The 13,273-nt window shown below is 42.8% G+C and carries 12 protein-coding genes and 1 tRNA gene; 9 read left to right on the forward strand and 4 right to left on the reverse strand.

Annotated features, from left to right (window positions below):
* Positions 1-146 precede the first annotated feature (146 nt).
* From ACS8FB_RS01160 to ACS8FB_RS01170, 3 genes are all read left to right on the forward strand, one after another.
* Positions 147-815, forward strand: a complete 669-nt coding sequence (locus tag ACS8FB_RS01160) for a glutathione S-transferase (RefSeq protein WP_299216445.1) — start codon at positions 147-149, stop codon at positions 813-815.
* A gap of 116 nt (positions 816-931) precedes the next feature.
* A complete protein-coding gene (locus ACS8FB_RS01165) occupies positions 932-1,177 on the forward strand; it encodes a hypothetical protein (protein WP_439260633.1) in 246 nt (81 codons plus the stop codon).
* Positions 1,178-1,217: 40 nt separating this feature from the next.
* Positions 1,218-2,333 (forward strand): ribonuclease Z, encoded by a 1,116-nt coding sequence (locus ACS8FB_RS01170; RefSeq protein WP_439260634.1) that lies wholly within the window; start codon positions 1,218-1,220, stop codon positions 2,331-2,333.
* 1 nt (position 2,334) lies between these two features.
* Here ACS8FB_RS01170 and ACS8FB_RS01175 read toward each other — a convergent pair whose 3' ends face one another.
* Positions 2,335-3,309, reverse strand: coding sequence for an ATP-binding protein (locus ACS8FB_RS01175; protein ID WP_439260635.1), 975 nt, complete (start codon positions 3,307-3,309; stop codon positions 2,335-2,337).
* Positions 3,310-3,377: 68 nt separating this feature from the next.
* Here ACS8FB_RS01175 and ACS8FB_RS01180 point away from each other — a divergent pair, with 68 nt between their 5' ends.
* On the forward strand, positions 3,378-4,391 hold the full coding sequence (locus ACS8FB_RS01180) for a serine/threonine-protein kinase (protein WP_439260636.1): 1,014 nt from the start codon (positions 3,378-3,380) through the stop codon (positions 4,389-4,391).
* An 81-nt stretch (positions 4,392-4,472) separates the two neighbouring features.
* Here the strand turns inward: ACS8FB_RS01180 and ACS8FB_RS01185 are convergent.
* From ACS8FB_RS01185 to ACS8FB_RS01195, 3 genes are all read right to left on the reverse strand, one after another.
* Positions 4,473-4,557 (reverse strand) — tRNA-Leu (locus ACS8FB_RS01185).
* 248 nt (positions 4,558-4,805) lie between these two features.
* Positions 4,806-6,521: a sigma 54-interacting transcriptional regulator gene (locus ACS8FB_RS01190; RefSeq protein WP_439260829.1), complete on the reverse strand. Its 1,716-nt coding sequence runs from the start codon at positions 6,519-6,521 to the stop codon at positions 4,806-4,808.
* A gap of 141 nt (positions 6,522-6,662) precedes the next feature.
* Positions 6,663-7,985, reverse strand: a complete 1,323-nt coding sequence (locus tag ACS8FB_RS01195) for a two-component system sensor histidine kinase NtrB (protein WP_439260637.1) — start codon at positions 7,983-7,985, stop codon at positions 6,663-6,665.
* 139 nt (positions 7,986-8,124) lie between these two features.
* Between ACS8FB_RS01195 and rimO the strand changes: the two genes are divergently transcribed.
* The 5 genes from rimO (at position 8,125) to ACS8FB_RS01220 (ending at position 13,201) form a co-directional block, all read left to right on the forward strand.
* The gene (gene rimO, locus ACS8FB_RS01200; protein ID WP_439260638.1) at positions 8,125-9,747 is read left to right on the forward strand and encodes a 30S ribosomal protein S12 methylthiotransferase RimO; all 1,623 of its coding nucleotides are present in this window, start codon (positions 8,125-8,127) and stop codon (positions 9,745-9,747) included.
* A 233-nt stretch (positions 9,748-9,980) separates the two neighbouring features.
* Positions 9,981-10,706 carry a UMP kinase gene (gene pyrH, locus ACS8FB_RS01205; protein ID WP_058369103.1) on the forward strand — a complete coding sequence of 242 codons (726 nt, stop codon included), beginning with the start codon at positions 9,981-9,983 and terminating at the stop codon, positions 10,704-10,706.
* A 126-nt stretch (positions 10,707-10,832) separates the two neighbouring features.
* Positions 10,833-11,387, forward strand: a complete 555-nt coding sequence (gene frr / locus ACS8FB_RS01210) for a ribosome recycling factor (RefSeq protein WP_299216421.1) — start codon at positions 10,833-10,835, stop codon at positions 11,385-11,387.
* Positions 11,388-11,562: 175 nt separating this feature from the next.
* A complete protein-coding gene (gene uppS / locus ACS8FB_RS01215; protein ID WP_439260639.1) occupies positions 11,563-12,318 on the forward strand; it encodes a polyprenyl diphosphate synthase in 756 nt (251 codons plus the stop codon).
* Positions 12,319-12,391: 73 nt separating this feature from the next.
* Complete coding sequence (locus tag ACS8FB_RS01220) at positions 12,392-13,201, forward strand: phosphatidate cytidylyltransferase (protein ID WP_439260640.1); 810 nt, start codon at positions 12,392-12,394, stop codon at positions 13,199-13,201.
* The last annotated feature ends 72 nt before the right edge of the window (positions 13,202-13,273 follow it).

Here is a 13,273-nt window from a genome sequence, read left to right on the forward strand (position 1 = left end):
TACGAGATATAAAACGCATCATACAGTCATTAATTTTGACTGTTTTTGAATGATATGACTGTATTAAAGCATGGCTAAGTGCGCTATCATCAATAGCATTAATAAGTTGCTTTGCTTAACTTACCAACCATTATTAGGGTGAATCCATGTTACATCTGCATCATTTAGAGAACTCACGCTCGTTTCGTATCATATGGCTTTTGGAAGAACTAAACGCTGACTATCAGCTGACTTGTTACGAGCGTACTAAAGCTTACCGTGCGCCTGAAAGTTTAAAGAAAATTCATCCACTTGGTCATACTCCTATCTTGGAGGTGAACGGACGTGCGCTGGTCGAATCAGGATTTATCATTGAGTATTTACTCAAGCATTATGATAAAGAACAACATCTTAAACCTACTGATGACAATGAAGAGGCATGGGAGTCTTATACTTTTTGGCTACACTTTGCTGAAGCATCAATCATGCCGCTGTTGGTCATGCGTTTGGTATTTACCAAAGTGGTCGAAAAATCACCAATGCTTATCAAGCCTGTGAGCAAGAGTATTCGTAAGCAAGTCGAAAACAATATGATTAGTGATAGTCTGACAACGATGCTAAATATGATGGAGCAGCAACTACAGCACAATCATTGGTTTGCAGGTGAAGCTTTTAGTGCTGCAGACATTCAGATGCATCTTGTGGTCGTTGCTACCAATGCAGGAAGTGGGCTCGACAAAGTAAAATACGCCAATATATTAAATTGGTTAAAACGCTGCGAAGCGCGAGCAGCTTTCAAGCAAGCTGAAGTCAAAGGTGGCCGTGTCCAGTTCTAGGACTACTAGATTTATCAAAGTGCTTATAAATGCTAGCTATTGCTATGTTGATTGCGTTTGGGGCATGTTAAGTTCAATATGTCCCATCAATAAATAGTCCTCTAAAAGGTAAGACAATGACAGACTCTAATAACTTGAATAAACCCTCTAGTTCCGATAAGGATCAGCTGGCACGGCAGCAGCTTGCTTCTCAGCAAGTAACTGTTAAGGCGTGGTCGCAAAAGATATTAGTCGTTTTATTATGTATAGCAAGCTTCTATGGAGGTTGGAAGTCGCACGAATCTAGCATGGTCAATCAATGCTTTGCTAGTGGTGGTCAAATCGTTGAGGGTGATAAAACCATTCTTTGTAAATTGTCGTAAACTCTTTGAATATGAATAAATTTTGCGATAACGACGACTTATGCTGCAACTAACTTTTTTAGGAACATCAGCTGGTGTGCCGACCAAGCAGCGCAACGTAACAGCGCTGGCGATTGAGTGCCTTAATCCTTATCTGTCAGGATCTAATCAACAGCAGAGTAAAAAATCGCGTTCATGGTTACTCATTGATTGCGGTGAAGGTACACAGCAGCAACTGCTCCATACCAAACTATCAATGCATCAGCTTACCGCTATTTGTATAACTCATGTGCATGGCGATCATTGCTATGGTTTGCCAGGATTGCTCGCTAGTGCTGCCATGTCAGGACGTACCGCGCCGCTGATTCTTATCGCACCCAAAGCCATTAGCAAACTATTAGATGCTGTAATACTAGCTACTGAGTTACATTTGCCATTTGCCATCGATTTTATGGCGATTGAAGATTTGCTATATCAGCCAAATAATGAAAATAAAGGTCAGGTAAGTATCAGCTTGGATAAGCAGCAACAGCTTGCGATAGATATTCATCCTCTATCACATCGCGTGCCATCCTATGGTTTTGGTATTACTCAGACTATCAGTCGTCGCACGCTCAATACCGATAAATTGCTAGCAGCTGGTATTCCAGCTAGTAAGGTGTGGGGGAGGTTGCAGCAAGGTGAAGATGTTATAACCGAGGACGGTAAGCAGTTACGTGCAGCAGATTACGTCGATAACGACGAGCAACGTACAAGGGTTGTAGTGGCTGGTGATAACGATACGCCAAGTCTTTTAGCTTCTGCGCTACAAGATACCGATTTATTGGTACATGAGGCGACTTATACCAATGAAGTCTTAACCAAGATTCAAGCTAAAAATCCAGATTTTGACCCCATGCATAGTAGTGCACAGCGAGTTGGCAAGTTTGCACAAGATATAAGCTTACCCAATTTGGTTTTGACGCATTTTAGTGCTCGTTATCAGCGTTTCGATAATCCAGATAGCACGACGCCTAATATGGCGCATATCCGCTTAGATGCAAAAAGCGTTTATCACGGCAACTTATGGTTAGCGGCAGATTTTGCGCAATATAGGGTAGATGGTGCAGTAGAAGTAGTTGAAGGTCAAGCAGACAGCCGCGTGCAGTATGTAGGATCTGCACGCGACAGCAAATGAGTTAAGACTGACTATCTGCAGAAGCCAATTGGGATTGTCCTATCCAGTAACGACTAAACTGATAAGCGACGCGTCCCGAACGTCCGCCACGCTCTGATGCCCAACGCAGTGCCGCCGCTCTCACGATTTCATCAAGCTCTTTATCATTACTATTGTTATCACTATTAGCATTCATAACATCGCTAGTAATTTGTACTGGCTGCAAGCTTAAATAATGCTGAACAATTTGCAAATACGTATGCTGATTCATTGGATAGAATGATAACCACAAACCAAAGCGATCAGATAGCGATACGGTCTCGTCAATGGTTTCGTAAGGGTTGACCTCATCGGTATTTCCATCGTAAATATTGACGTTGTCTTTCATCAATTGTGGCAATAGATGTCGACGATTACTAGTCGCATACACCAATAGCTTATCTTGCTCAGAATCGAGCGAACCATCCAATACACTTTTTAACGTACGATAGCTTTCATCTTGACCGTTAAACGCGAGATCATCACAGTACACCACATAGCGACTACCACAATCAGCTGGTAGCTCGTTAATGGCTGCGCGAATCTTGTCTAATACCAACAAATCATCGCGAGCAATCTCAATAACGCGTAAGCCTTCGCTATGATAGGCTTGCAGTAACGCTCGAATCAGTGATGATTTACCTGCGCCGCGTGTCCCAGTCATCAATACGTGATTGGCTGGATAGCCTTTAAGAAATTGGCGCGTGTTTTGTACCAGTTTTGACTTTTGGGTGTCGATACCATGCAAGTCATCCAAACTCAAAAATAAGTTAACGGCTAACGGTTCTAAATGTCCGGTGCGTCCACCAACCCAGCGATACGCCAGCTGTGCAGGATCAATTTTGATAGTAGGGGTCACGTGCTCTGCTAAATATTGACTTAATAAGTCCAATAAAGGGGCAGGTAGGGCGTAATCAGTGGACGGTTTATCAGTAGATGGATTGGTTGGTTGGGACATAATGACTCTAATAATTAAGGTTACGTTTCATTTATTTTATAATGGTTTTAGAAGGGCTGAGTGATACCATGAAAAATAGTGCCAGCAATCCGCCTACAATACAAGCGATAACGCAAACCTTGCGTAGGCAAGCGGAAGAGCTATTGCCAGAAGTGAGTAATGTGCTAACAAAACTAGGCTGTTATGAGATAGCGCATCAACGTATTAGTCAGCAAAACAATGACCAAAAGCATCATGTCAGAGCAATTAGCTATCAAGGGCTAACGCATGCGCGCCATTTGAAATTTGGTCGTATCATGATTAAGTGGGAGCTTAGTCACGATAGTAATCATGCGTTGTCTACCTTACAACGTGAAGTTGCGGTCTTAATAGCTGTGAGCCATTCTCGGTCAACTGGGACTCAGAATACTCTTCAAACTATAGTACCACCAGTATTAGCTTTCGAAACCGTATATATGAAATTTTTAGCGCAAAGATGGCAGCTTAATCTCCTTGCTATGCCTTACTACGAGAATGGTAACTTGGCGCCGCAGTTAAGCAATAAGAATTACCCATTATTAAACAATGAGAGAAAACAGCAAATCATAAAGCAGGTTGCGCATTTAATAGCGAATATTCATAAAGCTGGTTGGCTGCATAATGATATTAAACCGAGTAATATTTTGCTAGATGATTTTTTGCCGAATAGTGCGGATAATAGCGGCATAGTGCCTAATTTACGATTGACCGATTTTGCCTTAGCAGAGAATATTTACAGACCCAGCGTAGCAAACCCTGCCGGCACGCCAGCTTATCTTGCACCAGAACGTTGGCAAGGGCAGGGCGCGACGATACAAAGTGATATCTACGCCTTTGGAATAATACTGTATGAGATATTGACAGGCAAGCGACCGTTTAAAATCGATAATCAGCGTAGTGAGCCACTAAAAGAGTGGGCGATTCAGCATTGCCAGCAGTCTATTTCAACCTTACCGCTAGAGTATCAGCGCTATCAAAGAATCATTAATAAGGCTTTGGCGAAGCGAGTAGAGAAACGGTATGAGAGTATGGAGGAGGTGTTAGAAGATTTGGAACGTGTTTAAGTCAAAAATAAAATCGCAGACACAAAAAAACCTGCTAAAAAGCAGGTTTTAATATTTGGTCTAAGATGTACTATCCGAAAATGGTGGGGCTGGAGAGACTCGAACTCTCACACCTTGCGGCGCCAGAACCTAAATCTGGTGCGTCTACCAATTCCGCCACAGCCCCATTATCAAAACTTTATCATCAAAAGCGTTTAAACTCAAACACCATCTAGATAAATAACTGATTCGGTAGTGCGTCTCAGTGGTTGGCTATTATATAGAGTTTGAATAGTTTGGCAACCCCTTTTTGCAAATAATTTTAAATTAATCACAATTTCTTGTACTCGAATTTATAAATGTTTGATTTCACTACGACTTTCAAAGGAGCTTTTTTAAATACGTAATGTTAAATCTATTCTTGAACTTGTTTAATTATGACTCTTCTGACTGATTGTCTGATGAGTCAATATCGAGCAGATGGAGTTTACGGGTTAAGGTGTTGCGTCCCCAACCTAATAAGTTAGCCGCCGCAATCTTTTTGCCGCCGCTATGCGTGAGCGCTGCATTCAATAATACGCGTTCGAAATCGGGTGTTGCGGTCTGCAAGATATCGGTTTCACCCGCCTGTAGCGATTCTTTCGCCCAGTCTGCTAGCACTTCTTGCCAAGTTAATGTCGCAACCGAGTAAGAGGTAGACTCTAAAGGCTGCATTACGTCATTACGATGAAAGTCATTATCATAAACGTCATTACGTGGTTGATTAGATCGTTGCTGCAAAGAATGATGATGATTATCCAAGAGCTCAGGTGGTAAATCTTCGACCAAAACCGTGTCACCCGTTGCCATGACCGTCAACCACAAACAGACATTTTCGAGTTGACGCACGTTGCCTCGCCAGTCAAAGGCCTGCATGAGGTGCAGTGCTTGGGGGTGCAGCTGCTTTGGTGCAGTGTTCATCTGCTCAGCGGCGCGCTGCATAAAGTGTGTAGTAAGTGCTGGAATATCCTCACGGCGTGCGCGCAATGGTGGTAATGGCAAACGAATGACGTTGAGACGATAAAATAAATCCTCACGAAACTTGCCTTGCTGTACGAGATGCTCTAGGTTTTGATGAGTCGCAGCGATGATACGTACGTCAACCTTGATAGGCTGCTGCCCGCCAACGCGATAAAACTCACCATTTGCTAGTACCCGTAGCAAGCGTGTTTGTGTACTAAAGGGCATGTCGCCGATTTCATCCAAAAACAGCGTGCCACCGTCTGCTTGCTCAAAGCGTCCTTGCCTGCGCGTGGTAGCGCCTGTAAAAGCCCCTTTTTCATGGCCAAATAGCTCAGATTCAATCAAATCATGAGGAATGGCTGCCATATTGAGTGCGATAAAAGGCTCTTGCTGCCTTGGTGAGTGTTGATGTAGGGCGCTTGCGACCAGCTCTTTGCCGGTCCCTGATTCACCAGTGATTAGTACGGTGATAGGAGAATGTGCCAGTCGTCCAACGGCTCGAAAGACCGTTTGCATAGCCTGTGACTGTCCAATAATACCATTAGGGTTGTTGTTAGACTTGTCAGTAGCTTTATCTTTTAACGAATCCTTGTCTTTGACCGAGTTGTCAGAGCTGTTGGTTGGTTTGGTTGTTGGATTTAGCTTGCTCTCTTTTTTTGCCTGAGCTTTGACATCGGTTTCGGCTTGCTTATTATTTATCTGATGAGTTGGCTGATAATTGATAGCTTTATAAATCGTTGCGACCGCATCATCTAGATCAAAGGGTTTGGGTAGATATTCAAATGCGCCTGTCTGATAACTGTCAATAGCAGAGCTGATGTCTGAATGAGCAGTCATAATGACGATAGGTAGCTGAGGAAAATGCTTATGTACCCATCCACTAAACGACAAGCCATCCATCATTGGCATACGAATATCAGTTAATATGACATCCGGCAACTGCGTCGCTGATGCATGTTGTTGTAAGACATCATTAAGCTGGGTCCATGCCGCCTGTGCCTGCGTAAAGCTGACAACCATAAAGCCAGCGTCTCCAAAAGTATCAGCCAATATCAATCGCAATGCTGCGTCATCATCGATCAACCATAGAATGGCAGGGTTGTCGTTGGGTGCATTATCGACCGTTACTTTAATCGTTTGATTATTCATTGACTCATCATTTGGCATCTGAGTAACGCTTTTGTATTTAGGGTGGTTATATTTAGTCATGTGTTAGGCCTGATGAGCAATTGTTTCAGGATTATCGTTTAATTCAGTAGAGTAATTCTAATATTTATTTCGCTATTACATTCATGTGTCAAGTGCTGGCTGATTAAAGGGTAAATATAGCGTAAAGCGCGTTTGTCTATTTTGATTGTCATCTTTAAATTGAATGGAGCTAACGTCAATCATACCATGATGTCGGCTGATAATATCTTGAACGATAGACAGCCCTAAGCCTGTGCCTGCTGCACGGCTAGTTACCATTGGGAAAAATATTTGCCCGATTAGCGCTGGATTAATTCCTGAGCCGTTATCAGTAATAGTGATTTGCAGTACTTGTTTGTGTTGTTGACTGCCAATAGTATGCTGAAAAGCAACGCGCGTTTGGATATGTAATTGCGGTTTATAATTGTCATCTTCAGCTTGAATGTTGCTCACTTTTGAATTATCAGACTCAAAGTTATTCGGCGAATATTGCTCTGTCATCGCCTCGCAAGCATTATTGACTAAATTTAGAAATACTTGGATTAACTGGTCTTTATCGGCATCTAATTCAGGCAAAGATAAGTCATAGTCACGTTTTAAAGTCACTTGCGAGTAATTATTCATCACCAAAGTTAGCACATGCTCTAGTGGCTCATGAATATTGACAGCTTGCCAGTTTGGCAATTGATTGGAGCCAAGAAGCTGACCGATGAGCTGGGTTAAACGGTCGGTTTCTGAGATAATAATATCGGTATAACTACGTAACTTATCAGTGGTTTTTTGCAGGTTTTTATTAATATTTTTTTCACTAAATTTGACAAATTGTCGTTGTAATAATTGTGCAGCACCGCGAATACCTGCTAACGGGTTTTTTACCTCATGGGCGACTGAACGCAGCATATGACGGGCGACATCGTATTGCTGCTGTTGGCGTTGTTCTTCTGTGATACGGCTTTGACGGTCTTTGCCCCACATCTCAATAATAAAATAAGCTTGCTGCTGATAGGTGACTGGTGTGACACTATAATCGATTGATACCGCTACGCCGCTGCTCGGTTGTAAAGTTACTTTATGGTCATGATCAATAAAAGGTTGTTGGTATTTTTGCGCTTGACTAAAGCGGTCATTCAAAGAGGAGGTTGGACGTTTTTGCCTTACAGTATTGGGTTTTAGATGGTTGTCTGAATACTTATTTGAGAGGTTGTCTACGTTGTCACTCAAACTTTTTTTGAGCCCTTCAGGTGCTAATAATGTCAATATAGACTGGCCCAATAACCGTTCGCGACTGACTGCTAACAACTGCTCAGCTTGACCATTGAGCCATGTAATTATCAGATCATCATTGACCCATAAGACAGCAGTATATAAATGCTGCACAATAAAAGCTGAGTCTGGTACGTCATTAGGTGCTACTGGAGATGCCATAAATATAAGAAGCCTAGTCACAAATCAAATTTAAGTGAATATTTAACCATAAATCAATACTCTAGCGCGGCAAAACTGGTGATTGTCATAAAAAAAACGTACAATGCGTTCAGCCAATTTATCTTTAGCAAGGTTAGCCATGCCCAATATTTCTACTCAGTCTTCTGGTTCTACGCTTTCAGACGATAGCCCAAACTCAAATTCAGACTTAAATTTGAACACAGACGCTTCAAGTGCTGATGTCTCATCAAAACAGATACAAACGATAAAAGATACTGCAACGGTGTTTAATCCTGCTCACTCGCAAACGCCACAAGAACAGGAACCTGCGCCCGCCCAACCTTACCATCATAAAGCCAATCATAATCAAAACCGCAGCATTGCACAAAGTAGCGATGCGACTGCTGACGCTCCAGCAACCAGTGCGCCAAAGATTGGGTTTGTGTCTTTAGGTTGCCCAAAAGCCTTAGTGGATAGCGAACGTATTATTACAGAGCTTAGCCGCGATGGCTATCAAGTTGCAAGTGACTATGACGGTGCAGAATTAGTAGTGGTTAATACTTGCGGCTTCATTGAGTCGGCGGTACAAGAGTCGCTTGATGCAATCGGTGAAGCTATCAGCAAAAACGGTAAGGTCATCGTGACAGGCTGCTTAGGTAAAGAAGCAGAAAAGATTCGTGAAATGCACCCAGCAGTGCTAGCAGTGACTGGTGCACATGCTTATGATGAAGTAATTACAGCGGTCTCCCAGCATGTACCGAAGCCGAATCGTAGTCTTGATGCAAACTACGACCCAAAGATAGATTTGATCGATGAGGCGGGTATTAAGTTAACCCCAAGCCATTATGCTTATCTAAAAATATCAGAAGGCTGCAATCACCGCTGTACCTTTTGCATTATCCCAAGCTTGCGCGGCGATTTAGCATCACGCCCGATTGACAATGTGATGACTGAAGCATTAGCACTCAAAAATGCTGGCGTAAAAGAGTTACTTATTATCTCACAAGACACGTCTGCTTATGGGCTAGACCTAAAGTATAAAACCAGCTTTTGGAATGGCATGCCGCTAAAGTCAAAATTCTATGACTTATGCCAAGCATTGAACGACTTAGGTATCTGGGTGCGTCTGCATTATGTTTATCCATATCCACACGTGGATAAAGTCGTTGAGCTCATGAGTGAGAAAAAACTATTACCTTATCTAGACATACCTTTTCAACATGCCAGCCACCGCATCCTAAAGGCGATGAAGCGCCCCGCACATAGTGAGAATACCCTGGCACGCATTAAAGCATGGCGTGAAATTTGTCCCGATATCGTCATTCGTTCGACCTTTGTCGTCGGCTTCCCTGGTGAGACGGAAGAGGATTTTCAATGCTTGCTTGATTGGCTGGTTGAAGCACGCCTTGATCGCGTTGGTGCTTTTACGTATTCAGAAGTAGAAGGCGCGGTTGCTAATGATTTGCCTGATCACGTACCTGAAGACGTTAAACAATCTCGCTATGAGCGCTTGATGGCATTACAACAAGACATCTCAGCACAAAAACTACAAGAAAAAGTCGGTAAGACTTTAACGGTATTGGTTGATGAGATTGATCATGAAGAAAATATTGCAATTTGCCGTAGTTATGCTGATGCACCAGAGATTGACGGTCATGTCTATGTAGATGATATTACCGCCAAAGTGAAAGTCGGGGCGTTCTTAACCGTCACTATCGATGATGCTAGCGAATATGACTTATTTGCCAGTTACCAAGGCTAATTAAACGTTACAAAAAGCGCTACATGAATTTTGAACATCGGTGTCCACTGAGTGACTAAATAAAAACTGGCACGGATTACCGATGAAAATTGCCCAATTGTGAGTAGTTTTTGCTACAATTAGCGCAATTTGGCCTACTAGCCTGTTTTGGACTATCAGTTCTAACCTGTGCTCCAATTCTATTGGTTTTAACCATTATTTAATGATAAATTTAACGATAAAAAGGTGCCCTCATGTCTGACAAAAACCCTCGTTTCTCGCGCATATTGCTCAAATTATCTGGTGAAGCCCTAGCTGGTGGCAAAGATATGGGGATTGATACTGAAGTGCTTGATAAGATGAGTTTGTCTATCGCGCACTTGCGTGGTCTTGGGGTTCAGGTAGGTATTGTCGTGGGCGGCGGTAATTTGTATCGCGGCGCGCAGCTACAAAAAGAGGGTTTGGTTGGCCGCGTTACTGGTGACCAAATGGGTATGCTGGCAACGGTCATGAATGGCCTTGCGATGCGGGATGCGCTTGAGCGCCGTAATATTAAGACACGTTTGATGTCAGCATTGCCAATCGGCGAAGTCACTGAAAGCTATAGTAGCCGAAATGCGATTCGTTACCTCAAAAATGGTGAAGTTTGTATTTTTGTTGCTGGTACTGGCAATCCATTCTTTACGACAGACACGGCTGCTTGTTTGCGCGGTATTGAAATTGAAGCAGGCTTGATTCTAAAAGCCACCAAAGTTGATGGTGTTTACGATAAAGACCCAAGCTTGCACGCTGATGCGACCAAATACGACGGGTTAACCTTTGATGAGGTGTTGGAGCAAAAGCTTGGCGTGATGGATTTGACCGCTATTGCGCTGTGCCGTGAGCATAACGTACCGCTACAAGTATTTGATATGACCAAGCCCAACGCTTTATTAAATGTCGTTATGGGTGAAAACGAAGGCACACGCGTTTATCATTAATCAAAGTTAATCATTTATAGACAGTTGATAGACAGCTGCTATAGATGGCAATAGTACAATGGGTCATGTACCTACAATAATGTAATAAAATAGCATATTATCGATATCGATAAGTAAGGACATATAATGATTAAAGAGATTAAACAAGACGGCGAGTCACGCATGCAAAAGACATTAGAGGCGCTAGAAAGTACCTTTAGTAAAGTCCGTACTGGGCGTGCACACCCAGGTATGTTGTCAGGCGTTATGGTCAGCTACTATGGTGCTGATACACCGCTTAACCAAGTCGCCAGTGTCAACGTCGAAGACTCACGTACGCTACTAGTGCAGCCGTTTGATCGCACTATGGTACAAGCAGTAGATAAAGCGATTCGTGAAGCGGATTTGGGTCTAAACCCTATGAGCGCTGATGTGATTCGTGTACCGATGCCAGCTTTGACTGAAGAGACACGCCGCGATATGCAAAAGCTTGCACGTGGTGAAGCTGAAAACAGCCGTGTGTCTATTCGCAATATCCGTCGTGACATGATGAATGACATCAAAGACTTGGCAAAAGAAAAAGAGATCTCAGAAGATGATGAGCGCCGCGCGAACGATGATATTCAAAAAATCACCGATAAGTTCATTGAAACGATTGATAAAAAGCTCGATGCTAAAGAGACTGAATTGATGGTTGTATAAGCCGTACTGTTTTTAGTACAGTTTTATTAAATAGGTAGTCAATAGCCTGTTGCTACTGGCTGCCTATTTCTATATGTTTTATGTCCAATAGAGCAAGATGTTTGCAATGTTTCAATACCGTTTTTTCAAAACCGTGTCACAGATAAATTTACCTTCATAATAAGCAGTATAGTCCATGTCTACTTTATCCCCTCTAGGTTCTACTATTGTTCCCCGTCATATTGCTATCATTATGGATGGCAATAACCGTTATGGGAAAGCCAAGGCTTTAGGTCGCGGGGAAGGGCATATAGCTGGTAAAGATGCACTAGACCCTATCGTCGAGTATTGTCTAGACACTGGCATTGAGGTGCTGACAGTATTTGCATTTTCGAGTGAAAACTGGCAACGACCATCAAGTGAGGTGGCATTACTCATGCGCCTATTGACCTCGACCATTCATGAGCAAATGCCGCGCATGAATAAGTACCGTATTCGGTTGCGTTTTATAGGTGATCGTAGTCAGCTTGATGATGATTTACAAACCTTAATGCTCGACGCAGAAGCCAAGACGGCTTATTTTGAGGCGATGACACTGGTGATTGCTATTAGTTATGGTGGTCAATGGGATATTGCACATGCTGCAAAGCAGCTGGCTTTACAAGTTGAGGCGGGTGACTTACGTGCTGAAGACATCAACAATGATTTGCTTGGTCGATACGTTCAATTAGCGGATGCACCCGCAGTAGATATGTTAATCAGAACGGGCGGTGAATATAGAATTTCCAATTTCTTATTGTGGCAATCAGCCTATGCAGAGCTGTTCTTTACCCAAACATTATGGCCAGATTTTGCAGCAAATGAGCTTGCAGACATGATTGCAGATTTTGCCAAACGTCAACGTCGTTTTGGCAAAACCAGCGAACAAATTGACACACAGGCATCACACTAGGTCATGCATTTATATTAACTGTTATAATGCAATATTGAGCAAATGTCTCTTTTTACTATAAGGTCTGATTGGTATGTGGCAACGGATTAAAACAGCAATTATTTTAATTATTATTGTTGGAATTGCATTGTTTGCAAGCCAAACGCCCATCTTCTTTGCACCGTTATTAGCAATTGGGGTCACTATTGCTGCGCACGAATGGACGAAGCTGATGCCCAAATGGCGTCAGCCTGTTGTCTTTGTTGTGATGGTGCTGGCCATCACCTTAGTTTCATTGATGTTTGAAGTCACATGGGTGCTTTGGTGGGTAGCGTCTTTAGTCATCTGGCTGCTGGCGTTATCTTGGGTTCGTAGTTTTCCAACATACACAAATTGGTATGGTAAAAAGCTGAGCCTGATGGGGGTGGTGATATTGACGGCCTCTATCACTGCAATGTTTTATTTATGGCAGTTATCGGCTTGGTGGCTAATGTATGTATTCTTATTGGTATGGTGTGCAGACAGTGGTGCTTACTTTGTGGGACGCAAGCTTGGTCGACGTAAGATGGCACCCAACGTATCTCCTAATAAGAGTATGGAAGGGTTAGCTGGCGGCTTGGTAACTGGCTTAGTGGTGGTTATCGCTATTAGTGTCTTTAAGCTGCAATTGACAGGTATGGCATTGATCGCTTTTATCGCGCTCTCAGCTGTGACGATTCTTGCCTCAGTATTGGGTGATCTATTTGAGTCAATGCTCAAACGCCGTGCCAAGGTAAAAGACTCAGGAACTATTTTACCGGGTCATGGTGGTATTCTAGATCGTATTGATTCCCTATTATCTGCAACTCCGATATTTGCCCTCGGGTTTTGGAGTTTGCAACATTTGGGATTGCTCCTTGTCTAAATTTGCATCTACTTCACTCTATGTATATTTGTCTACGCTAAATTTTGTAAAGTCAGTAGCAATTCTTTACTG

Source organism: Psychrobacter sp. 1U1, from assembly GCF_051847535.1.
Taxonomy (GTDB): domain Bacteria; phylum Pseudomonadota; class Gammaproteobacteria; order Pseudomonadales; family Moraxellaceae; genus Psychrobacter; species Psychrobacter saeujeotis.

Coding starts and splice junctions, on each gene's coding strand:
- ACS8FB_RS01220 (WP_439260640.1), top strand. CDS start 12,392: ATGTGGCAACGGATTAAAACAGCAATTATTTTAATTATTATTGTTGGA.
- ACS8FB_RS01195 (WP_439260637.1), bottom strand. CDS start 7,985: ATGGCATCTCCAGTAGCACCTAATGACGTACCAGACTCAGCTTTTATT.
- ACS8FB_RS01165 (WP_439260633.1), top strand. CDS start 932: ATGACAGACTCTAATAACTTGAATAAACCCTCTAGTTCCGATAAGGAT.
- ACS8FB_RS01180 (WP_439260636.1), top strand. CDS start 3,378: ATGAAAAATAGTGCCAGCAATCCGCCTACAATACAAGCGATAACGCAA.
- ACS8FB_RS01170 (WP_439260634.1), top strand. CDS start 1,218: ATGCTGCAACTAACTTTTTTAGGAACATCAGCTGGTGTGCCGACCAAG.
- ACS8FB_RS01160 (WP_299216445.1), top strand. CDS start 147: ATGTTACATCTGCATCATTTAGAGAACTCACGCTCGTTTCGTATCATA.
- rimO (WP_439260638.1), top strand. CDS start 8,125: ATGCCCAATATTTCTACTCAGTCTTCTGGTTCTACGCTTTCAGACGAT.
- frr (WP_299216421.1), top strand. CDS start 10,833: ATGATTAAAGAGATTAAACAAGACGGCGAGTCACGCATGCAAAAGACA.
- pyrH (WP_058369103.1), top strand. CDS start 9,981: ATGTCTGACAAAAACCCTCGTTTCTCGCGCATATTGCTCAAATTATCT.
- ACS8FB_RS01190 (WP_439260829.1), bottom strand. CDS start 6,521: ATGAATAATCAAACGATTAAAGTAACGGTCGATAATGCACCCAACGAC.
- ACS8FB_RS01175 (WP_439260635.1), bottom strand. CDS start 3,309: ATGTCCCAACCAACCAATCCATCTACTGATAAACCGTCCACTGATTAC.
- uppS (WP_439260639.1), top strand. CDS start 11,563: ATGTCTACTTTATCCCCTCTAGGTTCTACTATTGTTCCCCGTCATATT.